Raw genomic sequence first — 21831 nt, 5'->3', positions numbered from 1 at the left:
GCATTATGAGTATACCATGTGGTTATTTGGCTATCAATGTACAGTTTCTGCGGAGAGACTGTTCAATTAAAACGGTCTAAGTGTTTAACTTCGGCGGTTTAGGTGTTTTTTCTCAGCGTAATATGCACCCAGGCGCTTATTTTCGTGTATAAGGTATAAATTGTTTCGGTGGAGGTCAGCGTTTTGGAAAGCAATCAGGAAATACAGAATCAGGTTGAATTCCTCTATAATGCAACCGCAAAGCAACTGTATAAATTAGCACTTTATACCTTGGGCAATAAGAAGGCAGCCGAACAAATCACAATTAATGTGTTTTGCGAAGCTTTCAATAATATTTCGGACAAGGCGGATGCCAATTTATTTAAAGAGCGAAGTATCAAATTATTATATAAGTATGGCAGAAAGATACAAAAAAAGTCCGAGTGGAATGGCTCTACGATACTTATCAAAACATCAGAAGACATAGAAGAGCAGGTAGATGTTAAGAAAAAGGAACTTATTCAAATGCTTGGTAGTCTAAACTTTGATGAAAGATATATTTTACTGCTTTTTTACTGGCAAAAATTTTCTATTCAACAAATTGCAAAAGCAATTTGCTTACCAATATTTTTAGTAAAAAAGCGTTTTGGAGTGACAGTAAATAAAGCAGTAAATTATATGATGAAATGATATATACGAGGAGTGATAGTAATGGTGGAATATATAAGACAACGAATTAACTTGATATTGGCTGCGGTATTGGTATTCTCGCTTTTATGCACCCCGGCGCTGGCGGCGGTCGGCACGCTCGATGTTGCTGCAACGCCCGTTCAATATATACTTTCCATCGATGGCAAAAGTGTAGCCCTGTGGGCATATAAAATCGATGGCAGTGTATATTTCAAACTGCGCGACCTGGCGATGTCACTGAATGGCACGAAAAAACAGTTTGAAATAAGCTGGGATGGAAACCAAAATGCGGTTTTGCTGACAACCGGAATGGCTTATACGCCGGTGGGCGGCGAGTTGTCCGAACCGTCCGAACTGTCCAGTGACAAAGGCACCGTTGCACATTTGCCTACGACGCTCTTTTATATTGATAAGAGGCAGATTCCAATACGCGCGTATACCATAAATAATACTCATTTTATAATGCTTTCCGATCTCGCGGCTAATTTATTGCTTGCCTCCACCTGCGACGAAGAAGAGTGTACAGTCGAAATTAACACCTTAATATACGATACAGGTATCTATTCGTTTTCGCTTCCGGAAGGCTGGAGTGCTAGTGGCAACACCTATGATTTAGGTTTTACTCGTTCCGGTGAATCGGTCGGCTCCTTTATAATCAGAAATTACGACCCGGATAATCCCGTTTCCCAGTTTCAGGACAATCACAGGGAAACGCTTTCAAATGAAAATTTAAGCGGCTTTGCTTATCCTGCCGCCAAAGCGTTGATCCGGGCGACGCAGCCCGCGGCGGCAAATGACGATTCCTATGTGGATGAGCTTCATTTATACATCATGCTTGCGGATCTCCGTTGCGCCTTTAACTTTTGTTTTGACTCCGCCAAAGTAGACGAGGGAACGGCAATGGAAATCGCAAAAAGTCTTGTGCCGAAAGAAGCGGCAATCGAAAAGAATACAATAGCCGCTAAGTGGGCGCGGGCGGTTCAAGACCGCGACGGCCATGCGCAGTACAATCTGCTGAGTGTGGAGCTGCAATCTGAATTCAAAGATTACTACGAGGCCATTAATTGGGTAACGGGTGTCTCCAGCCCTTGGGTGAATAGCTTTGTAATCGAGATAACAGGTAATGTCGCGGTCGTGTTCTATGAGGGTATGACCTCCGAGGGATTTGCTGGATATACCATAGACAACCTTACCTTTTCAGAGGAGAACGGACAGCTCTTGATCAGTGGCATTGGCGGGTTTAACGACTTTTCAGGCTACAAGGCTCAGAATGACGTGACCCGCACCTCTTTTCGCAGAAAGGGGCCGGGCTTGCATGATTACCAGGGGGAACCTGGCTTAAGCCAGCGCTCCCCCTTATAAATTTCAAAAATACTTGACAAATTTAAACTACGAATGTAGTATTTAGATACCAACGACAATTGTAGTCTCAAATAATGGAGGTGACTTAATGTCAAAGGTAAATATTACCGAGGCGGAACTGGAGATTATGAAAATTTTATGGAAAAGCGACGCGCCGTTGTCTTCCTACGATATCTGTGACAGGCTAGAGGATAAGACGTGGAAATACACCACTGTTTCAACCTTACTGAGCCGATTGGCCGAAAAAGGCGCAATCACTTATGAGAAAAGAGGGAAATCCTATTTCTACACACCATTGCTGGATGAGAACGCTTATAAAATCCGTCAGGCCAAGAAACTGATTGGCAAAATTTACGACGGCTCTCTTAAAAATCTGGTGGTAGCGCTCTATGAGAACAAAGAGATATCAGAGCAGGATATCCAAGAGATCAAGAAGCTGTTCAAGCTTTAGGAGGGGGAATGATGCTACAATCGATTTTCCAAACAATTCTCACCCTGTCTGTGGTGGGTGACGTGCTTGCGGGCATCCTGCTGCTGTTAAAGCCACTGACCAGGAAAGCATTCAGCCCAAAATGGCAGTATTACATATGGCTTATCGTCCTGCTCGCCATGGTGGTGCCCGTTTCCATAAAACTACCGCCCCATACCATCGAAGCTCCATCTGCGCCTCCCCCCGCCGTAATAGAGCAGACAAATGCAACGCAAACAACAGATCAGCCGCCGCCTATACGTCATCAGGAAACGAAAATCCTTGACGGTACGCCCATGGAATACAGAAGTATTGAGCTGGCACCCAATGTTTCCATTGGTATAATTGATGCAATGGCTTTGATTTGGCTCTTTGGCGCAGCCCTGTTCCTGTTATGCGGTATCGTCAGTTACATTGTTTTTTGGCACAAAATCAGGAAAAACGCTTTTGCTGTTAAGGATTGCCGGGAGCTTGAGGAATGCAAAGGGGCTATGAAAATAAGGCGCAAAATCGGACTCCTGATGATGGACGGGGTAACGGCGCCGTTGCTGGTTGGGATTTTCCGCCCCGTTATAGTGCTGCCCCATATTGATATGTTGAGTGAAAACCTGTCCTTTGTTTTACGGCATGAGCTTACCCATTACAAGCGAAAAGATCTGATCTATAAATGGTTGGCCATGCTTGTCAAGGCGGTTCACTGGTTTAATCCCCTGGTTTACTTTGTCGTTAAAAATATGGTTGAGGATTGCGAAATATCCTGTGATGCGGTGGTGACAAAGGATATGGACGATGAAAACAAAGACAATTATATGAAAACCATCCTCAGCCTGCTATCTGCCACCGGCTTAAAAAACCAAACCTTTACCACCGCCATGTGTCCGGACGCAAAACAAATCAAAAGGAGATTCGCTATGATTAAACAGGCAAAAAAAACGAAGAAAATCCTATCGATCATTTCGGTGCTTACGGCGGCGGTCGTAACAGCGACAGCGATATTTACCGGCAGCGCGCTGGCGGATATGACCAAGGACGGGCTGGAATACAGAACGCAAAATGAGGTGTATTTTAAGGACGGTGTGAAATTCAGCGTAAATGTTCTGGGGAAAACTCTACCCCCTTGGGTAAATGATATTACCGGCGACGACAGAAATGCCGACATCGCCATCAACCGTATACAAACAAGGGATACCAAGGGACGGGTAGAGACTCACATTATACTGGAGCTGAAAGGAACAAGAGGGCAAGCAAAATTATCCTCCGGCGCATATGGCCTTTATGGGACATCAAACACGATATTGTATAAAAATAAAAGAGTATACGAAGCCTCCACCTTAGGCGGGATGGAATTTCATGAATTTAATAATATAGGGTACCCCGAGTATAGAAATTTACCTGTAGCAAGTCTGATATCCCCGAATTCCGGACAGAAAAGGCATGTCTCCGTATATTTTGCTTATGACGGTGAGAAAAAGATCTCCTTTGCCTCGGTAAATTTTGATACTGCGAACGAAAACGACAACGTGCCGGCGGCAAGTTTTGATCAATACGACTACCTGGAAGCGGACAATTTTGAGTTTATCGGAGATTTTGAACAGGCTTTTTTGTATGAACTGGAAAACCCCGAGTTTCCGCGGTTTTTTGCGGATTTTGAAAAAGATTATAAAAACAAAAAAGTTGACGGCATCAGTTGCGCCGTATCGGCCGCTTCCACAGACAGCATTATTTTGAAAACGGATATCACTTTGGATGCCATATCCTCCTATGAAATATACGTAACCGACGACAGAGGATTGGAAATATTAAGCGGGGCCGGAGAAATTGAAAAGGGCTATCCTCCTCAGAATATCATTTTAACTCCCAGAGAGGAGATAGAGACTTCTGTGGTACACCTAGTGACCGGTGACGTAGTGAGCGATGCCAGTCGCAATACCGATCCGAAATATAAGCTTTACAGCGGCAAAACCTATCGGCTGGATATTGGTTTGTTGGATGACGGCGGCAATATCGTCTACCGCCAGCGTGAATATGTAACGATACCATAAAATGATTGTACGAGCGATACCAGAATAAAATTGTCGTGCTACCCGATTAAATGTAGAGATAGAAAAAGGTTACACAGAAGAATGAAAACGAAAAGCCTTGCCGATAGCACCATTACGCAAGTATCTGCCAGGGGAAGCACAGCCAGGCTTTATATCGGTGATCTTAAAATGGGTGGTGCCGGCTATCATATTGGAGGCAGCAATTATTTAAAGCTGCACGACATCGCCCGTATGCTGAACCTCGGCGTGGTTTGGGATGGCCGCACCAACACGGTTCTTATCGATACAACCAGTGATTTTAATCCAAGCTCTGACATTAAATAACTGCTGATAACCATTTTACAAGCTGTCAGCAGCCAAGAAATAGTTGCTCTAACGCCAAACGTATCGGGTAAAAATTGTGCTCAGAAGACAGCGTTGGAAATGCAGTGGATTATTGAACGAAGAACTCAATTTTACAATTGTTAGGAGTGAGGTTTTCTCTTACGGCACTACACTGGTTCACTTCTTGAAAGCTACAAAAAAACCGTTGTTTCGGCGGTAATAATCATACTATAGAAGATGGCTCAATGAGAAGATGGCTCAATGCCAAACGGCGGTTTTGAAATAAAAATCAAGGCCGCCGTTTTCCTTTTTTAAAAATAGCATAGCAGAGGGTGTATTAAGTTCGTCCCTTTTTAAGGACACGGCGGCACAAGGAGGATGCCGCCGTGTTTATTTGCCTTCGACATAATCTGATACCATTCTACTTTTCAAAAAAAGACTTGATGCTTTATGGGACTATTGCGGTTATGAAGTTACCTACACACATTACACGTTAAGATATACAAGCTCCTGCGCCCGATTGGTTTTTATCCAGTCGGGCTTTTTTGCGTTTTACGGCAAATTGTTGTTCACTTTTTGCCGTTCATTTTGCCAAATTTTTCATCCCTACCGTAGTAGTGGCGAAAGGGGAAGCCATCACCCGCCTTTGCGGACGCGAAGGGAGGTGAGAACATGAAGCCTCATTCCCACGAAGAACACAAGCGGCACACCTTTGACAGCTTTTGCAAAAAGATACTCAAGCATGAAGCCCGCGACTATTACGACGAGCTGAAAAGACGCAGAGAGCAGGAAATATCTTTGGACGAGCTGTCCAAAAAGGAATTGGTGCAGTTGGCCGTCATGGACGAGTATTTCAAGGAGATATACAGCTTTAACGTATTGGGCCACGACATTGCTGTGGCGGATGAGCGCATAGGCGAAGCCTTGAAAGCTCTGCCGACGGACAGGCGCGACATTATCCTGCTGTTTTATTTTCTTGACATGACGGACAGGGAGATCGGAGAACTCTTGAACCTTGTCCGGCGCACCGTTGCCTATCGTCGAACAAGCACTTTGCAGGAATTAAAAAATTCATGGAGGGAAAAGCGGATGAATAGCACACACGCTAAAACCGGTAATAACGGCTTGCTTCCTTTTCCCGTCATTGCGGCGGCAAGCAACGGCGACATCAACGCAATCAACGCCGTCCTAAAGCACTACGAGAGGTATATTGCCGCGCTGTCCATAAGGCAGCTTTACGACGAAAACGGCAATCCCCATCTGTGCGTAGACCCTGAATTTCGCCGCAGGCTGGAAACGAAGCTCATAACCAGAATCCTGACATTCAGGGTAGCTTAACACAATAGGCCCGCATAGGAGCGCGCCCCCCTTTCCGCGCTTCCCTTTGGCGGGCCTTTCATGCTTGCCTGTCAATAAAAGCCCATCGGTTGCCGGTGAGCTTTTATAGGCTGACATCAAAGGAAGCGGAGGTTTTTATTTTTCCGCTTCCTTTGTTTTGCTTATTGGCCTATGCCGTGGAGCTTGAATTGATCCGGGACAATCCGGCCGACAAGGTAAACCCGATCTCCGGCGAGGTGCGGATACTGTTTACCGACTTCCTGCTGGAATGGCTGGAGATGATCAAACACAATGTGGAAATGACCACCTACGCCTCTTACGCTATGTGCATCAAGAGCCGCGTTATTCCTTATTTTAAGGACTTCAAGCTTACGTTAAAGGATGTTACGCCGAAGCACATCCAGGACTATTATCAGTACGAGCTGAACGAGAAAGGCTTAAGCGCCTGCACGGTGATCCACCGCCACGCCAACATTCGCAAGGCGTTGCAGTACGCTTTCAAGGTGGGCCTGATCGCCTTTAACCCTGCCGACCGGATCGAGCGGCCCAAACCCGGAAAATTCGTGGGCAGCATTTACGATGCCGGGGAGCTGGAAGCCCTGTTCGCCGTCGTGAAAAACAAACCGATAGAGCTGGCCGTTATCCTGGGCGCGTTTTACGGACTGCGCCGCAGTGAGATCGTGGGGCTGAAATGGGACGCCATTGACTTTGAAAAAAAGACGCTGACCATCAAGCACACCGTAACCGAGGTAAGGGTGGACGGAAAAGCCATCATCGTGGAAAAGGACCGCGCCAAAACCAAGTCGAGCCACCGCACCCTGCCGTTGGTAGAGCCCTTTGCAAAGCTTCTCCGGCGGATGAAGGTTGAGCAGGAGCGCAATCAAAAGGTTTGCGGAAAAGCCTATTGCCGGGAGTATCTCGGCTACCTCTACGTGAACGAGCTGGGAGAACGGATCAAGCCGGGCTATATCACCCAGAATTTCGCGCTCACGCTGAAAAACCACGGTTTGAAAAAAATCCGTTTCCACGACCTGCGCCATAGCTGCGCCAGTTTGTTGTACGCCAACGGAGTCAGCCTGAAGGAGATCCAGGAGTGGTTGGGGCACAGTGATATTTCCACCACCTCGAACATCTACACACACCTGGATTTCAGCTCCAAGGTCGCTTCGGCCAACGCCATCATCGGCGTATATCCCTCCTGACATCCCTCCAAAGCGGGCGAAATGCCAGGTAAATAGGGAGATGAGAGCACTGCAAATTTGCGCTAAAATGGTTTATGTGACGGTATGCCGTGGGCAAACAGAAAGGTGCCGCTAGAAAAGAAAAAGCCCTCAAATCCGCTTGTGTCGCGGCTTTAAGAGCATTGACTTCTGGTGCCGATGGCCGGAGTCGAACCGGCATGGAGGTTATCCAACGGTTTTTGAGACCGCCGCGTCTGCCAATTCCGCCACATCGGCATATAAGTTTTCAGCAAGATTTATTCTAGCAGAAAAGAGATATGCCGTCAATATGCCAAAGGCAGTAAGATGTCTTCTAGTGCCATATTTTACAGGATAAGCTGCTCCGAAATACTTAACTAAATGAAGGATTTAACAGGTATAATGTCGAAAAACATATTGATAAGTGAACGGGATAAGCATGATAATTACCGTGCATTGTTTACAGGTTCTGTTTCCCTGTTCATGGTTGCCCTTCGCAGAGGAGGGATGGAATGCAACCGGCCGATGAGATCCTCATCGAGAGAAGTAAAAACGGGGATATGGATGCCTTTGAGCAACTCGTCCACCGTTATGAGAATAAAGTTTACACTGTGGCATACCGTTTTATCGGCAATCACGCTGACGCGTCCGACCTTGCTCAAGATACTTTTTTAAGGCTCTACCATGCCTTGCCGAGTTTCCGGGGAGAGTCCAGTTTTATGACGTGGCTATACCGTATTACCGCTAATGTTTGTCGCGATGAGATACGCCGTCGGCAAAAATACCACTTTGTGTCTTTGGATAATGAAACGGAAAATAACGGTGATCATATCATGTCGCGGGTATCCGGTCGAACTCCTTCACCTGAGGAAGTGGTTGAGCAAAAAGAGTTTAATGGCATGATCCAGGAGTGTATTGACAGTCTTAATAAAGAGCACCGCTTGATTTTAATAATGCGGGAAGTGCAGGGCTTCTCATACGAAGAGATAGCCGATATATTAAAGTGTTCCTTAGGCACGGTTAAATCCCGCTTAAGTCGTGCCAGGCAGGCGTTTAAAGAAAAATTTAACGACCGTAGGGAACTTTAGGGCGGCGGCTCGCGTCTAGCTAAATAGGGGGGGATGAGAGATGCAGTGCCTGGAAGTTGAGGAACTGCTTTCTCCTTATCTGGATGAAGTACTTGCTCTGCCGGAAAGTGAAGACGTTACTTCTCACTTGGCTGTTTGCGCAAGTTGCCGGGAAAAATATGATGTTCTTAAAGAAACTGTTAATTTCATAAAAGACTTGCCGGAGGTAGAGCCGCCCCCTGGGTTCAGTGCCCTGGTCATGAGCAAGATTGCGATACCGACGCGTGAAAAAGCCGGTTACGGTGGCGTTTTTATGAGCTTCAGAAAGAGCGGTTGGCTGCGTGCGTGCTCTTTTGCCGCCATGTTCGTTGTTATACTTGGAATAACCACATTGATGTATGGAATGCCGAACCAGTGGTACCAAAGGATATCTTCATTATTTGTTCATGAACAACAGAATGAGCCGGCGCCGGACAGTGAAACAAAAAATGATGGAAGTGCAGATACAAGTGAAACTGGCCCCAAAGAGGATAGTCCGGCGCATAAGAATGAGCCAAGTAATGCTCCGGGGTCACCAGCCGGATTACCCGTTGTACCACAAAAAATGGCCGAAAAAGAAGAAGCAATTATTACACAAGTTGCCTATGGTAATATTCCGGCTTCAAATAAGAAGTTGAATAACTTGGTGCTGGATGCCACTCTAGCCCTGTCAACAGAAGATCCGTCTGACGTGCCGGAAAAAATTGCCAACTTGGCTGATGACAACGGGGGTTACTTGGTGCCGGGCGGTTCTCAGGAGGAAGGAACGCTAACCGTCAAGGTGCCTGCGGATCGGTTTAATTATGTGCTAAGCGGCATCAGGGAGATGGGTGACGCTGACACGAGACGAGTTGCGGGTGAAGATGTCAGCGGAAAAATATCAAGTTATGAGAGTAATATTAGAGATTTGGCGAATGAAGAAAGAATACTCCAACAAGCGATGGGAAAGGCCGCTCCTCTGGCCGAATCGGAAGTAGCGCAGGCACGGCTTAACAAGGTGCAAACAGATATGGAACAACAGAAGAAGTTGTATAGTAAATTGTTGACTGATACACAAACTGCCACTATCAAAGTAAACCTGAGGTAATTTTTATTGACGCCTTATTTTGAAAACAGTATTTTTTCTTGTCAGTCGGAGATATAATAGGTAAAATAGATTAGAAATATATTGTCCATGATAAGATATATTATGAAGGAGGGTTGTGAGATGGAAGAAAGAGTTCAGGAAGTTATTAATAAAGTACGGCCGTTTCTCCAAAGAGACGGCGGAGATGTTGAGCTTGTGGAAGTCGCTCCCGACGGGTTGGTTAAAGTGCGGTTGAAAGGGGCTTGCGGCGGGTGTCCGAGCGCCACAATAACCCTCAAGCAGGGTATTGAGCGGATGCTCAAGCAAGAGGTTCCAGAGGTAAAAGAAGTTGTATCTGTATAAAAGATTCTGTATTAAAGTAATTTAAAAAAAATTTGTCCCCACAATGGCCCGAAATAATGATTTAAAACAGCAATCCCGTACCACTTTGATAGTGATACGGGAACTCTTTTGACGCAGCCTCCTTTAATTGCCTGAGAAATAACGCTTCCTTCACAGTTGCTGAAATTGCTGAGATAATAATTGTTTAGTTAAAGCGGGAATCCCTGAACGTAAATGCCGTATCTCGCGTTGTTTTCTTTATACTTGTCGTAATCCATGAAGATGACTTCAAAAGTACCCGTATCACCTGGGGCAAGTTCGGTCGGTTCGAGGTTTGTGGTAAATGTTCGTGTCAGTTCCTGCCCATCGGCGTTCAATAGTTTGCCGTATACAGTCAGACTAGTTAGCTTGCGGTTGCCTGTGTTGGTGACTTCTCCCGACACGGTTAACATTGTAATTCCTTCAACGATTTTATTAACTTTTATTGTATAGTCGTCTGTCAGGTAAATCCCCGGACGCACATTTGGAATGGGCAGAGTCACCGATGCTGTATCACTTTCAGGCGTCCATTCAAATGTGCCGCCCATGGCCCTGGCCAGCCCATCGATTGGTATCATTACCTGGCCGTCTACCAAAACTCCGGCACCTTCAAGTTTTTGTCCGTTAATAATTAGGTTTATCCCTTTTGTATCCGCAAATACGCTCGCGGCGCAGATAAAACTCAATACAAACACCGTCAGCAGTGTTTTTATCAAGCGCTTTCTCATCATGATCCCTCACATCTTGGTATTGTTACCCTGGTAAGGTGCTTTTAACATATCAGACGAAAAAACACCCGTTAATGTTCCATTTACTTAAAAAGCGGGCTCGAATTTTCAAGCCCGCTTCTAAAATACTTAAGTTTGTTGTTAATTTGATTATGCTTACTGCCTGTTTGCCACCAGGTTGTCGACCACTGTGGAATCGGCCAGTGTCGAGGTGTCGCCCAGTTCGTCAATAGCGCCGGCGGCGATCTTTCTCAGGATCCTTCTCATAATCTTACCGCTTCTGGTCTTAGGCATACCAGGCGCGAATTGAATCTTGTCAGGCGAGGCAATGGGACCAATTTCCTTACGCACGTGCGCCACAAGCTCTTTCTTGAGCGCGTCGGTGCCTTCCACGCCTTCCTTCAGCGTTACGTAAGCGTAAATTCCTTCACCTTTAATGTCGTGCGGGAAACCTACAACCGCAGCTTCCGCGACTGTCGGGTGCGCTACCAGGGCGCTTTCCACTTCCGCGGTGCCCATCCGGTGACCGGAAACGTTGATCACGTCGTCCACGCGGCCAAGCAGCCAGTAGTAACCGTCCTCATCCTTGCGCGCGCCGTCGCCGCTGAAATAGTAGCCGGGCTGCTGCACAAAGTAGGTTTCTTTAAATCTGTTGGGATCCCCGTATACACCGCGCATAATGCCGGGCCAGGGCTTCTTCATGCAAAGGTGGCCGCCCTCGTTCACGCCGGCTTCTTTGCCTTCAGCCGTAAGCAACGCGGGGACTACGCCGAAGAACGGATTCACGGCGGAACCGGGTTTCATCGGGTGCGCGCCCGGCATCGGGGCGATTAAGTGCCCGCCGGTTTCGGTCTGCCACCATGTGTCGACAATCGGGCATTTTTCCTTGCCGATAACTGTGTAGTACCACATCCAGGCTTCCGGGTTAATCGGCTCGCCGACCGAAGCCAACAAGCGCAGGGAACTGAGGTCTCTGCCGTTGGGCCATTGATCGCCGTCCTTCATCATTGCCCGGATGGCGGTGGGAGCGGTATAGAAAACGTTTACGCCGTATTTCTCTACAATTTGCCAGAACCTGTCCGGCTCGGGATAGCTCGGCACGCCTTCAAATATCACGGAAGTAGCCCCTAATCCCAGCGGGCCGTAAACACAATAGCTGTGTCCGGTTACCCAGCCGATATCCGCTGTGCAGAAATAAACGTCTTCATCGCGAATGTCAAAGAAATATTTCACGGTCATCATCGCATAGAGGTGGTATCCAGCCGTGGTATGCATAACACCTTTGGGTTTGCCGGTGCTGCCGCTTGTATATAGAATGAAAAGGGGATCTTCCGAATCCATTGCTTCCGGTTCGCATATGTGAGAAGCTTCTGCCATCAAGTCGTCCCAGTATACGTCGCGTCCTTCCACCATGTTGCATTCTTTGTCCACTCTCTTGACCACGATGCACTTTTTGATGTCGGGGCATTGGGCCATGGCGGCGTCGGCTACGTCTTTGGATCCCAGGAATTTGCCGGAACGGTAACCAAAGTTGTTGGTGATCAGTATTTCCGCTTTGGCGTCCAGCATTCTGTCGCGAATCGCTTCGGCGCTGAAACCGCCGAATACGATGCAGTGGATGGCGCCGATCCTGGTGCAGGCCAGCATGGCAATAGCCAGTTCAGGAATCATCGGCAGGTAGATGCCCACCCGGTCTCCTCTTTTAACGCCTTGGCTCTTCAGAACATTGGCAAATTTGCAGACTTCATGATGCAGCTGTTGATAAGTGTAAGTCTTGCTATCCTCTAAAGGCTCGCCCTGCCAGATAAGCGCGGCTTTGTTCCTCCGCGGGCCATCCAGGTGGCGGTCCAGGCAGTTGTATGATACGTTCAGCTTGCCGCCAGCGAAATAGCGGACAAATATGTCACCTTCGAAACTGTATTCTTCAACACTTTCCCACTTCTTAAACCAGGTCAGATTTTCTTCAGCCATCTGCGCCCAGAATTCGTTCGGGCTTTCGACGGACCTGCGGTACATCTCCTTGTACTCATCCAGACTTTTAATCCTGGCTTTTGAGACAAACTCCGGAGAAGGGTTGAAAACCCTGTTTTCAACCATCATCGATTTCATTTCGGCCATGTTTTCCCCTCCATAATAGTATTGGGTATTGGATGATTCTATCGGCTCTTAAGCACATTTCGACCGTTAATATATTACATCATTATTTTTAATTAATTAAGAAATATGCTTTTAGTTAACAGAATAAGCCCCCTAAATGCATTATGGACGGCTGAATGGTCGAGAATATTATTTGAAACGAAAAAAAACCGGGTGTGAATGGTTGCTGCGGGAGTGTGAAAGTAATAATTACCCCCTGGGCAGGGGGTAATTATTCAGGTTAAGCTATCGGATTTTGTGGCGTACCGGTGCCTGTTTGAAACCCGTATTGCGGGAAAACCGCCTGATAGCTGCCGGGCTGTGCCCCTGTTCTCTGATAGGCGGTAGTTTGCACCCGCTGCAACTCCTGGTTCCATTTGTTAAGATTCTGGTTAATATCGTTGATATTCGCTGTTTTGGGCTGATACCAGCCGCGGTTATTCATTTCGTTAAATATTTCGTGTTGAATTAGATATTCATCTCTTAAAATATTGATAAACGCTTCCTTCAGTTGCGGGCTGGATGCCTCAATGGCGGCGGAATTGCAGTTGTCGGCAATGTATTTTTCCATAACCAGGGAATCAGTTAAACGGTCTTTTTCTTCCAGCATTATTTCATCTCCTTAGAATTATCTTTGGCCGGCCAGGTTTTGTACGCTTCTTAAAATCGTTTCATAGTGGCCCCGGTGTCTGTCCGCAGCGGCAGAGTATATCTGCTGAAGTTTCGGGTCGGTGGACTGCTGGGCGCACGTCGCGTACTTGGCGATGGCCAGCGCTTCCGACCTGAGCAGTTCTCCCGTTTGGAGAAGCTCCATTTCCGTAATTTGAGTCATCGATATCCACCTCCTTATTCGGTTTAAAATAGTTTGGCCCAGTTTTATGAAAAAAATGCAAAAGAATTGACCCCCTTTACCTTGCTCCTTAAGAGAAAAACAGCCTGCTTTGTGTTGCAGGGAAAACCTTCCTTTTGTCGAAGTATTTTAGGGAAGAAGAATAGGAGGGATTCTTATTGGACTTAACATCGCTTTTATACGTTATCGTCGCGTTATTAATATTCTTTTTTGTTATTAGAGTATTTAAAGGGATAATCAAGTTTCTCATAATAGCTTTGATTTTAGTTGTTTGCATCTGGCTTTATATGAAATACGGCTTTAGAATACCAATTAGCATTTAGCAAAAGTGGGGTCCAAAAGTGGGGTCAGCCCTTGACATTGGACAACTTTGTGGGTTAGCGGTCATTGTATTTTTAATCATAAGGGTCTAGTTGTATTATCACCCCATTATTTGTTGCGCTTGTCCAATGTCAAGGGCTGACCCCTTACCACTTTGTTGCGCTTGTCCAATGTCAAGGGCTGACCCCTTACCAACTTACCCATTTTCCTTTTTTGCCACCTGAAGAGGTGGTTTTCTTTTGAAAAAATTCATATAACTTTCATGAAAAACACAGACAACACTAAGATTATTTTAAGCAAACAATGTTACTATGAGAAAAATCCGTGGAGAGGGGCGCATTTATGAATATTCTGCATGATAAATTAAATGAACAAAATACGGCTGAACAGGAACAAACTGACGTTTACCTGGTACCCATTCTATTATACTAAAAGGCCCAAAAACTATCACACTCGCTCAACAAAAAAGCACCCTTGAGGTGCTTGAAAGCATAATTTAATGCATGCTACATGCTACCACTGTCTCCCTTTATCTTCTTACCGGTTTTAATGAAAGATAGGCGATGAAGATAAGCAATAGGCCGATCAATATACCGGCGTAGCCGGCCAGCATATTTATCAGGCCGCCGCCGAACGCTGAGCCAAAAGCTTGACTTGCGTTGTATGCGTTTTGTTTTGCGGCCTGCACCGCTTGCTGTCCGCAAAAGAAAGGCAAAAACCATGATGCCAGCGGGATGGCCAGGCACTCCGCTCCGGCGGCGAGGCAAGCCCTGGACCAAATTTTTCCGGATGATTCCGCCTTGCGGTAAAATAACAGGCTGAATATGAACCAGGCGATCAGAAACGCTGGAAATGCGGCTTTGGGGCTTGCCAGGAAGACGAGCAGGCAAAACAGGAGTCCGGCTGCTAGTCCGGCGATAACAGCAGAGAGAATTCTCACCGGGAACCCTCCTTTCTTTTTGATGTAAGTTTATGCTTGTTTATCCCCGGATATTTCACTAAAAAAGAGCCCCCAAGGGGACTCCTCACCGTCTCATGTTATGGTTTTCCGCCGCGCGGCGGCTTGTTTTGAAAATAAATCACAGTGGCTGCGCCAATGAGAAATCCTAAAATTAATATCGATCCCAAAATCAATAGCAATTTGGTTCAATCCTTTCACCGCTGCTCGTCGCCTTATGTACAAGTGCCACCCATATTGAAATTGCTTCATTATTATAGAGATTATAGAGAAATATTCTCCCACATTTTTAGCAAAAAAATTACAGAGAAAAACTTGACAATCGTCCACGTATGGATTATACTAAGGTCAAAGATAGTCAAGGTTAAATAATGACAATTCAACCACCGGGAGCAATCGCCTATAAAAATTATTTTTTAAAAAATCAGGAGGTGTTTTTTCATGGCATTGGTTAAATGGGATCCTTTCCGTGATTTGTCAGGCTTGCAGTCTTCGATCAACAGGCTTTTTGACGATAGCTTTCGCTTCTGGAGGGAGCCTGAAGCTGCCCTAACCCAGGAGGGAGCGTTTCCCGTGGATATTAAAGACACTCCCGGGGAGTTCCTGATCAAGGCGGAACTGCCGGGGTTCAACAAAGATAACATCAAAGTCATTTTAACTGATAATTTATTGACTATCCGGGCGGAACGCCAAAAGGAAGAAAAAGAAGAAAATGCCAACTACCTCAGGGTCGAGCGCAGCTATGGTTCATTCAGCCGGTCGTTTACCTTGAATATGCCGGTGAAGCAAGATAAATTGAGAGCCCGCTATCATGACGGCGTTTTGGAAATCACTCTCCCCAAAGAAGAGGACGCCAGAAAGAAAGAAATCAATATTAATATTGAAGGATAAACATCTGGCTCCCGGTTGGTTGACTAATAATTCGGACGAGGGATTTACCCTCGCCTTTTTATGAGAATAATAATAATTAGCGGAATAAACCGGTATCGTATAGAAAGGGGGTGAACCGGCGTGCATTACAAAGATTATTATAGCATACTTGGAGTGGAAAAGACGGCCGGCGTAAAGGAAATTAAGAAGGCATACCGGGAGCTGGCCCGGCGCTTTCACCCGGATGCCAACCCGGGCGATAAAAAGGCCGAGGAGCGGTTTAAAGAGATCAGCGAGGCGTATGAAGTCTTGAGCGATCCGGAAAAACGGAAGAAATACGATGAAATTGGCGCGGATATAGGCGCGGACTGGCAGAATTTCGACTGGAGCAATTATCAGAAAGGCCGGGGGCAATGGCGGGAAGCCGGTCCCGGCGGTGTCCGTTTCCACTATGAGAGCCCGGGATACGGCGGGTTCAGTGACTTTTTCAGGACTTTTTTCGGCGACATGGACCCGTTTACCGACACCGACCTGTTTTGGGAAAGGCGTGGCCGGGGCCGGGGCGGCGCGGATACCGAAGCGCGGTTGGAGCTCAGCCTGGAAGAGGCTTTTGCCGGGGCAAACAAAGAGTTTTTGGTCAACGGGCGTCATTTGAAAGTGAAAGTTCCGCCCGGCATGCGGGAGGGCTATAAGCTCCGGGTGCCGCAGCAGGGAGAAAGCATGCAGAAAGGCGGCCCGGCGGGCGACTTGTATCTCTCCGTCAGCCTGCGTCCCCATCCGCTTTTCAAGATTAAGGATAAAGACCTGGAGTATGAAGTGCCGGTTGCGGTAACTGAGGCTGTGCTGGGCGGGGAAGTGAACATCCCGACTTTAAAAGGTACGGTTTCTCTGAAAATTCCCCCGCGCACTCAAACCGGCAAGGTTTTTCGCCTGCGCGGCATGGGCATGCCGGACCCCGGCGGAGGCGGTCCCGGAAACCTGCTGGTGAAAGTAAAAGTGGTGATCCCTGAGACTGTGACCCGGCGTGAAGAAGAACTGTATAAGACGCTGGCGGAGCTGAATAAAGAAAATCCACGCGCCCGCCTGTTTAATATGTTGAAGAAGCCCGGAAGGAGGGTTTGAACGATGCGTATGGATAAACTTACCTTGAAGACCCAGGAAGCCTTTGAAGCGGCCCAGAGCATGATGGCAAAACACAGCCACCAGCAAATGGAGGAAGAACATGTTTTGCTGGGCCTGCTTGAGCAAGAAGAAGGGGTCGTCGGTCAAATATTGCGGAAAATGGAAATAGATCCGGCGAAACTGAAGAGCCAGGTTGAAGCTGCTGTCGACCGCCTGCCCAAAGTGCAGGGCGGCGGCGGGATGTATGTTTCCAAGGGGCTTGCGGAAGCGATTGACCTGGCCTGGAAGGAAGCCGAGCGTTTAAAGGACGAATACCTAAGCACCGAGCATATCCTGCTGGGGATGGTTGCCCGGCGGGACGGCGAAGCCGGGCGGATCCTGCGGCGGGCCGGGGTGACCGCGGACCGGGTGTATAAAATCCTGGTGGAGATCCGCGGCACCCAGCGGGTTACCGACCAGAACCCGGAGGATAAATACCAGTCGCTGGCCCGCTTTACCCGGGACCTTACCGACATGGCCCGCAAAGGGAAACTGGACCCGGTGATCGGCAGGGATGAAGAAATTCGCAGGGTGGTCCAGGTCCTCTCCCGGCGCACAAAAAACAACCCGGTTTTGATCGGGGAGCCGGGGGTCGGCAAAACCGCCATCGTGGAAGGGCTGGCCCAGCGCATTCTCAGCGGGGACGTGCCGGAGGGCTTGAAAAACAAGCGGCTGCTTGCCCTGGACATCGGGGCGATGGTGGCCGGGTCAAAATACCGGGGCGAGTTCGAGGACCGGCTGAAGGCAGTGCTGAAAGAAATCAACGAGGCCAACGGTGAAATCGTCCTGTTTATTGATGAATTGCATACCCTGGTGGGGGCCGGCGCCGCCGAGGGAGCGGTCGACGCGGCCAACATGCTCAAGCCGGCGCTGGCCAGGGGCGAACTGCGCTGCGTGGGCGCCACCACGCTTGACGAATACCGCAAGCATATTGAAAAGGACGCCGCCCTGGAGCGGCGGTTCCAGCAGGTTTATGTGGGTGAGCCCGGTGTGGAGGACACCATTGCCATATTGCGCGGTTTAAAAGAAAAATACGAAGTGCACCACGGGGTGCGGGTAAAGGACGCCGCCCTGGTAGCCGCCGCGACTTTGTCCAACCGCTATATCACCGAACGTTTCTTGCCGGATAAAGCCATCGACCTGATCGATGAGGCGGCTTCCCGGCTGCGTATTGAGATAGACAGCATGCCCACCGAGATTGACGAGATCGATCGGCGGATCAGACAGTTGGAAGTAGAGAAACAGGCCCTGTCTAAAGAGCAGGACAAAGGAAGCATCGAGCGGCTGGCCAGGATGGAGGACGAATTGCGGGACTTGAAGGGCAAAATGGAGGAATTGAAGGAACATTGGCGCAAGGAAAAAGAACTGATCCAGGACATCCGGGAGATCAAGGGGCAGATCGAGGAAACCAGACTGGCCGAGCAGACCGCCGAGCGGGACGGCGACCTGGGCAAGGTGGCGGAATTGCGCTATGGGGTATTGCCCGGGCTGAACCAGCGCCTGCAGCAAAGAAATGAGAAGCTGGCGGATTTGCAAAAAGCGCATAAAATGCTGAAAGAAGAAGTGGATGAGGAAGACATCGCCGAAGTGGTGGCCAAGTGGACCGGCATTCCGGTATCCCGCATGCTCGAAGGCGAGGTGCAGAAGCTTTTGCAGATGGAGGAATTCATCCACAGACGGGTGGTCGGCCAGGACCGCGCGGTGCAGGCGGTGTCCGACGCCATTCGCCGGGCCAGGGCGGGAGTCTCCGACCCGGACCGGCCGATGGGTTCGTTTATCTTTCTCGGCCCGACAGGAGTGGGCAAGACCGAACTGGCCAGGTCGCTGGCCTACCTGTTGTTTAACGACGAGCGGGCGATGCTGCGCTACGATATGAGCGAATACATGGAAAAACACACCGTGTCGCGCCTGATCGGGGCGCCCCCCGGCTACGTCGGTTACGACGAAGGCGGACAGCTGACGGAAGCCGTGCGCCGCCGTCCGTATGCAGTAATCCTTTTCGATGAAATTGAGAAGGCGCACCCGGACGTGTTCAATATCCTGCTGCAGCTGCTTGACGACGGCAGGCTGACCGACGGGCACGGCCGGACGGTTGATTTCCGCAACACCGTGGTGATCATGACCTCCAACCTGGGCGGGCACTGGTTCAGAGAATTGAACGGGGGCAACCGGGCCGAGCTGGAAGCGCGTGTGATGGAAGAGCTGAAGGCCAGTTTCCGCCCCGAATTTCTGAACCGGGTCGACGAGGTGGTTGTTTTCAACAACCTCGGCCAGGAAGAGATTGCCAAAATCGTTGACATCCAGTTGGCATTGTTAAAACAGCGCCTGGCTAAACTGGGCATATCCCTGGAAGTGACGGCGGAAGCCGGGGCGCTCCTGGCCAGGGAGGGGTTTGACCCGGTATACGGCGCGCGGCCGCTCAAACGCGCGATTCAGAAGCGGCTGGAAAACCCGCTATCAGTTTATATCCTGGAAGGAAAAGGCACCGCGGGTGATCGTGTCACGGTGGGCACAGACCCGGCCGGCGGGCTGGTTTTTGAAAAAGGCTGATTAAAACGGCTGTAGAGCGAACGAAAAGACCCGGGCGGGATTACCAACTGCCCGGGTTTGATTTTTGGTCTTGCTAAATCGTTTAGTCTTAAATATTGCGAGCCTGCTCTAAAAATTGGGACCTTTTAGATTTATTTCCTGAAACAATTATCATTTCCATTCCTATATATTTATTGGGATTTGTCGGAACTTGTAGTTCATTTTGGAAGGAAAAATCCTTTTATTGTCGAATAGAGTAATTAAAGGTATTTTGTGAGGTGGTGATTATTGATTAAATTCACTCTTACCTGGGACTCAGTTCCCAATGCGACGTGTTACAATGTTAAAAGGGCAACAACCTCTGGCGGGCCATATGAGGTTATCGCGACTAGCATAAAAGAAACGACCTATATTGATGCCGATACCGATATGAGCAACGGTACCACCTATTATTATGTGGTATCCGCAGTTACAGCCGATGGCGAAAGCGGAGATTCCAATGAGATAAGCGCCACTGTTGCTGATATTAACGCTGCAGGCGAAAACGGCAATTTGGATGAAGCACATGCCGCGACGCAAGAAACAGAATCAAGTGAGAATAGGGCGCTCATGGTAATCACGATGGTTAACGGCATCCAGAAGGAATATGACCTCACCATGGCGGAAGTTGATGCATTTATTAAGTGGTACAGCAGCAAGCCTAAAGATTTTTATGAGGTAACCAATATATACAATTCTGGACCGTTTCTCAGCATGAAGGAGTATATTGTTTTCGACAAAATACTCAGTTTTGAGGTGATGGAGTATATTGATAATTAGTTGTCCGTAAAAGCTTCCCTCTGGGAAGGCCTTTTTTTTCTTATTAAGGGGTCAGCCCTTGACATTGGACAAGCACAACAAATTATGGGGTAATAATATGGCTAGAACCTTATGATTAAAATATAATGATCGCTAACCTGCAGAATTGTCCAATGTCAAGGGCTGACCCCACGAATTTCACTGACCCCACGAATTTCAATGTCAAGGGCTGACCCCACGAATTTGTTCAGATTTTAAAGAATAGTTTTAATGAATAGTTTTTATTCGCAGGCAGGAATAACAAAAGAGACAATAGAAATCATAAAGTAAATTAATCTATGCTGCGCGGGGGATTATGCTGTGAGCGCGAAAGTATATTTTACCGATATGCGTGCGGGAAATGATCTGAGCCTGCTGGATAAAGTGGAAAGGTTGTTTGTGCGGGCCGGACTGCAGGAAATTATCGCGCCGGAAGAGCTGGTCGCCATTAAGCTGCATTTCGGCGAGCGGGGCAACACCGGTTATGTCCGCCCCCAGTTTGTGCGCCGGATTGTGGACAAGGTGAAGGAGTTGGGCGGCAAGCCGTTTCTCACGGATGCCAACACGCTCTACAAAGGCAGCCGTGCAAACGCCGTCGACCACCTGCAGACAGCTGTTGAGAACGGTTTCGCCTATGCGGTGATGGGCGCCCCGCTAATCATCGCCGACGGGCTGTCGGGAAAAGAGTACGTGAATGTGCAAATCAGCCGGAAACATTTTAATGAAGTAAAAATCGGTGCGTCCGCGTACCACGCCGACGCCCTGATCGCAGTTACTCATTTTAAAGGCCATGAGCTTGTCGGGTTTGGAGGTGTTTTAAAGAATCTCGGGATGGGGCTGGGTTCCAGAAGCGGCAAATTAATGATGCACTCCGATGTTCACCCGGTGGTGAGCGCCGACAAGTGCAAGGGCTGTGCAAAATGCGGCCGGTGGTGCCCGGCAGGAGCGATCTCAGTACGGCAAAAAGTATCTGTTATCGAGCCCGGCAAGTGTATCGGCTGCGGTGAATGTACCGTGACCTGCCCGGCCGGCGCTATCGAAATCGACTGGCAGTCCGAGCCGGATCGGATGCAGGAGAAAATAGTGGAGTATGCTGAAGGCGCGATAAAAAATAAGAACGGCAAATACGGTTTTATCTCATTTGTTACCCAAGTAACCCCTGATTGTGATTGTTGTGGTTTTAGCGACGCTCCCCTGGTAAGGGATATCGGCATCCTGGCCTCGCGTGACCCGGTCGCCCTTGATCAGGCTTGCGTTGATTTGGTCAACCGGGAAAAGGTTTTGCCGGGCAGCCGTTTGGCCGGTAAAGGAGACGTGGGGGATAAGTTTCTCGCATTGTATCCCGGTATAGACTGGCGGCGCCAACTGGATTACGCTGAAGAAATCGGGCTGGGCACCAGGAAATATGAGTTGATCAGTTGCTGAGAGGAGTCGGGAGCCAGGAGCCAGAATGAATAATTATTTCTAATCCATAAGAGAGGTGAT

20 protein-coding genes and 1 tRNA gene are annotated in these 21831 nt (G+C 48.3%); 15 read left to right on the top strand and 6 right to left on the bottom strand.

Annotation, left to right across the window (positions count from 1 at the left end; all coding sequences use genetic code 11):
* Window positions 1-183 precede the first annotated feature (183 nt).
* The 7 genes from L9W92_RS08200 (at window position 184) to L9W92_RS08170 (ending at window position 7406) form a co-directional block, all read left to right on the top strand.
* The gene (locus L9W92_RS08200; protein WP_240083269.1) at window positions 184-669 is read left to right on the top strand and encodes an RNA polymerase sigma factor; all 486 of its coding nucleotides are present in this window, start codon (window positions 184-186) and stop codon (window positions 667-669) included.
* 21 nt (window positions 670-690) lie between these two features.
* A complete protein-coding gene (locus L9W92_RS08195) occupies window positions 691-2031 on the top strand; it encodes a hypothetical protein (RefSeq protein ID WP_240083268.1) in 1341 nt (446 codons plus the stop codon).
* 88 nt (window positions 2032-2119) lie between these two features.
* Window positions 2120-2482 carry a BlaI/MecI/CopY family transcriptional regulator gene (locus L9W92_RS08190; protein ID WP_240083267.1) on the top strand — a complete coding sequence of 121 codons (363 nt, stop codon included), beginning with the start codon at window positions 2120-2122 and terminating at the stop codon, window positions 2480-2482.
* An 8-nt stretch (window positions 2483-2490) separates the two neighbouring features.
* Window positions 2491-4542, top strand: a complete 2052-nt coding sequence (locus L9W92_RS08185) for a M56 family metallopeptidase (RefSeq protein WP_240083266.1) — start codon at window positions 2491-2493, stop codon at window positions 4540-4542.
* A gap of 81 nt (window positions 4543-4623) precedes the next feature.
* On the top strand, window positions 4624-4866 hold the full coding sequence (locus tag L9W92_RS08180) for a stalk domain-containing protein (RefSeq protein WP_240083265.1): 243 nt from the start codon (window positions 4624-4626) through the stop codon (window positions 4864-4866).
* Between the two features lie 672 nt (window positions 4867-5538).
* The gene (locus L9W92_RS08175) at window positions 5539-6204 is read left to right on the top strand and encodes a helix-turn-helix domain-containing protein (protein ID WP_240083264.1); all 666 of its coding nucleotides are present in this window, start codon (window positions 5539-5541) and stop codon (window positions 6202-6204) included.
* Window positions 6205-6356: 152 nt separating this feature from the next.
* Window positions 6357-7406 (top strand): site-specific integrase, encoded by a 1050-nt coding sequence (locus L9W92_RS08170; protein ID WP_312038075.1) that lies wholly within the window; start codon window positions 6357-6359, stop codon window positions 7404-7406.
* 169 nt (window positions 7407-7575) lie between these two features.
* Here L9W92_RS08170 and L9W92_RS08165 read toward each other — a convergent pair.
* Window positions 7576-7661: transfer RNA gene (locus L9W92_RS08165), tRNA-Leu, on the bottom strand.
* Window positions 7662-7915: 254 nt separating this feature from the next.
* Here L9W92_RS08165 and L9W92_RS08160 point away from each other — a divergent pair.
* The 3 genes from L9W92_RS08160 to L9W92_RS08150 all read left to right on the top strand — a co-directional run bounded on the left by L9W92_RS08160 (window position 7916) and on the right by L9W92_RS08150 (window position 9938).
* The gene (locus L9W92_RS08160) at window positions 7916-8491 is read left to right on the top strand and encodes an RNA polymerase sigma factor (protein WP_240083263.1); all 576 of its coding nucleotides are present in this window, start codon (window positions 7916-7918) and stop codon (window positions 8489-8491) included.
* A 40-nt stretch (window positions 8492-8531) separates the two neighbouring features.
* Entirely contained in the window at window positions 8532-9596 is a 1065-nt protein-coding gene (locus tag L9W92_RS08155; RefSeq protein ID WP_240083262.1) for a DUF4349 domain-containing protein, read from the top strand.
* A gap of 120 nt (window positions 9597-9716) precedes the next feature.
* Window positions 9717-9938: a NifU family protein gene (locus tag L9W92_RS08150; RefSeq protein WP_240083261.1), complete on the top strand. Its 222-nt coding sequence runs from the start codon at window positions 9717-9719 to the stop codon at window positions 9936-9938.
* A gap of 188 nt (window positions 9939-10126) precedes the next feature.
* Here the strand turns inward: L9W92_RS08150 and L9W92_RS08145 are convergent, their stop codons facing one another.
* From L9W92_RS08145 to L9W92_RS08125, 5 genes are all read right to left on the bottom strand, one after another.
* Window positions 10127-10687 (bottom strand): FxLYD domain-containing protein, encoded by a 561-nt coding sequence (locus L9W92_RS08145; RefSeq protein WP_240083260.1) that lies wholly within the window; start codon window positions 10685-10687, stop codon window positions 10127-10129.
* Between the two features lie 153 nt (window positions 10688-10840).
* On the bottom strand, window positions 10841-12802 hold the full coding sequence (gene acs, locus L9W92_RS08140) for an acetate--CoA ligase (protein WP_240083259.1): 1962 nt from the start codon (window positions 12800-12802) through the stop codon (window positions 10841-10843).
* Between the two features lie 259 nt (window positions 12803-13061).
* Complete coding sequence (locus tag L9W92_RS08135) at window positions 13062-13430, bottom strand: spore coat protein (RefSeq protein WP_240083258.1); 369 nt, start codon at window positions 13428-13430, stop codon at window positions 13062-13064.
* A gap of 18 nt (window positions 13431-13448) precedes the next feature.
* Complete coding sequence (locus tag L9W92_RS08130; RefSeq protein WP_240083257.1) at window positions 13449-13652, bottom strand: hypothetical protein; 204 nt, start codon at window positions 13650-13652, stop codon at window positions 13449-13451.
* Window positions 13653-14520: 868 nt separating this feature from the next.
* Window positions 14521-14931 (bottom strand): hypothetical protein, encoded by a 411-nt coding sequence (locus L9W92_RS08125; RefSeq protein WP_240083256.1) that lies wholly within the window; start codon window positions 14929-14931, stop codon window positions 14521-14523.
* A gap of 459 nt (window positions 14932-15390) precedes the next feature.
* On the opposite strand from L9W92_RS08125, the gene L9W92_RS08120 reads away from it, so the two are divergent.
* From L9W92_RS08120 to L9W92_RS08100, 5 genes are all read left to right on the top strand, one after another.
* Window positions 15391-15840, top strand: coding sequence for an Hsp20/alpha crystallin family protein (locus tag L9W92_RS08120; RefSeq protein ID WP_240083255.1), 450 nt, complete (start codon window positions 15391-15393; stop codon window positions 15838-15840).
* Between the two features lie 120 nt (window positions 15841-15960).
* The gene (locus L9W92_RS19135) at window positions 15961-16941 is read left to right on the top strand and encodes a DnaJ C-terminal domain-containing protein (RefSeq protein ID WP_240083254.1); all 981 of its coding nucleotides are present in this window, start codon (window positions 15961-15963) and stop codon (window positions 16939-16941) included.
* A gap of 3 nt (window positions 16942-16944) precedes the next feature.
* On the top strand, window positions 16945-19530 hold the full coding sequence (clpB, locus tag L9W92_RS08110) for an ATP-dependent chaperone ClpB (protein WP_240083253.1): 2586 nt from the start codon (window positions 16945-16947) through the stop codon (window positions 19528-19530).
* A gap of 267 nt (window positions 19531-19797) precedes the next feature.
* Window positions 19798-20328, top strand: coding sequence for a fibronectin type III domain-containing protein (locus tag L9W92_RS08105; RefSeq protein ID WP_240083252.1), 531 nt, complete (start codon window positions 19798-19800; stop codon window positions 20326-20328).
* A gap of 339 nt (window positions 20329-20667) precedes the next feature.
* On the top strand, window positions 20668-21771 hold the full coding sequence (locus tag L9W92_RS08100) for a DUF362 domain-containing protein (protein WP_240083251.1): 1104 nt from the start codon (window positions 20668-20670) through the stop codon (window positions 21769-21771).
* The last annotated feature ends 60 nt before the right edge of the window (window positions 21772-21831 follow it).

It is taken from the genome of Pelotomaculum terephthalicicum JT (assembly GCF_022410535.1).
GTDB lineage: Bacteria > Bacillota > Desulfotomaculia > Desulfotomaculales > Pelotomaculaceae > Pelotomaculum_D > Pelotomaculum_D terephthalicicum.
This window is presented reverse-complemented; position numbering and strand designations above follow the sequence as displayed.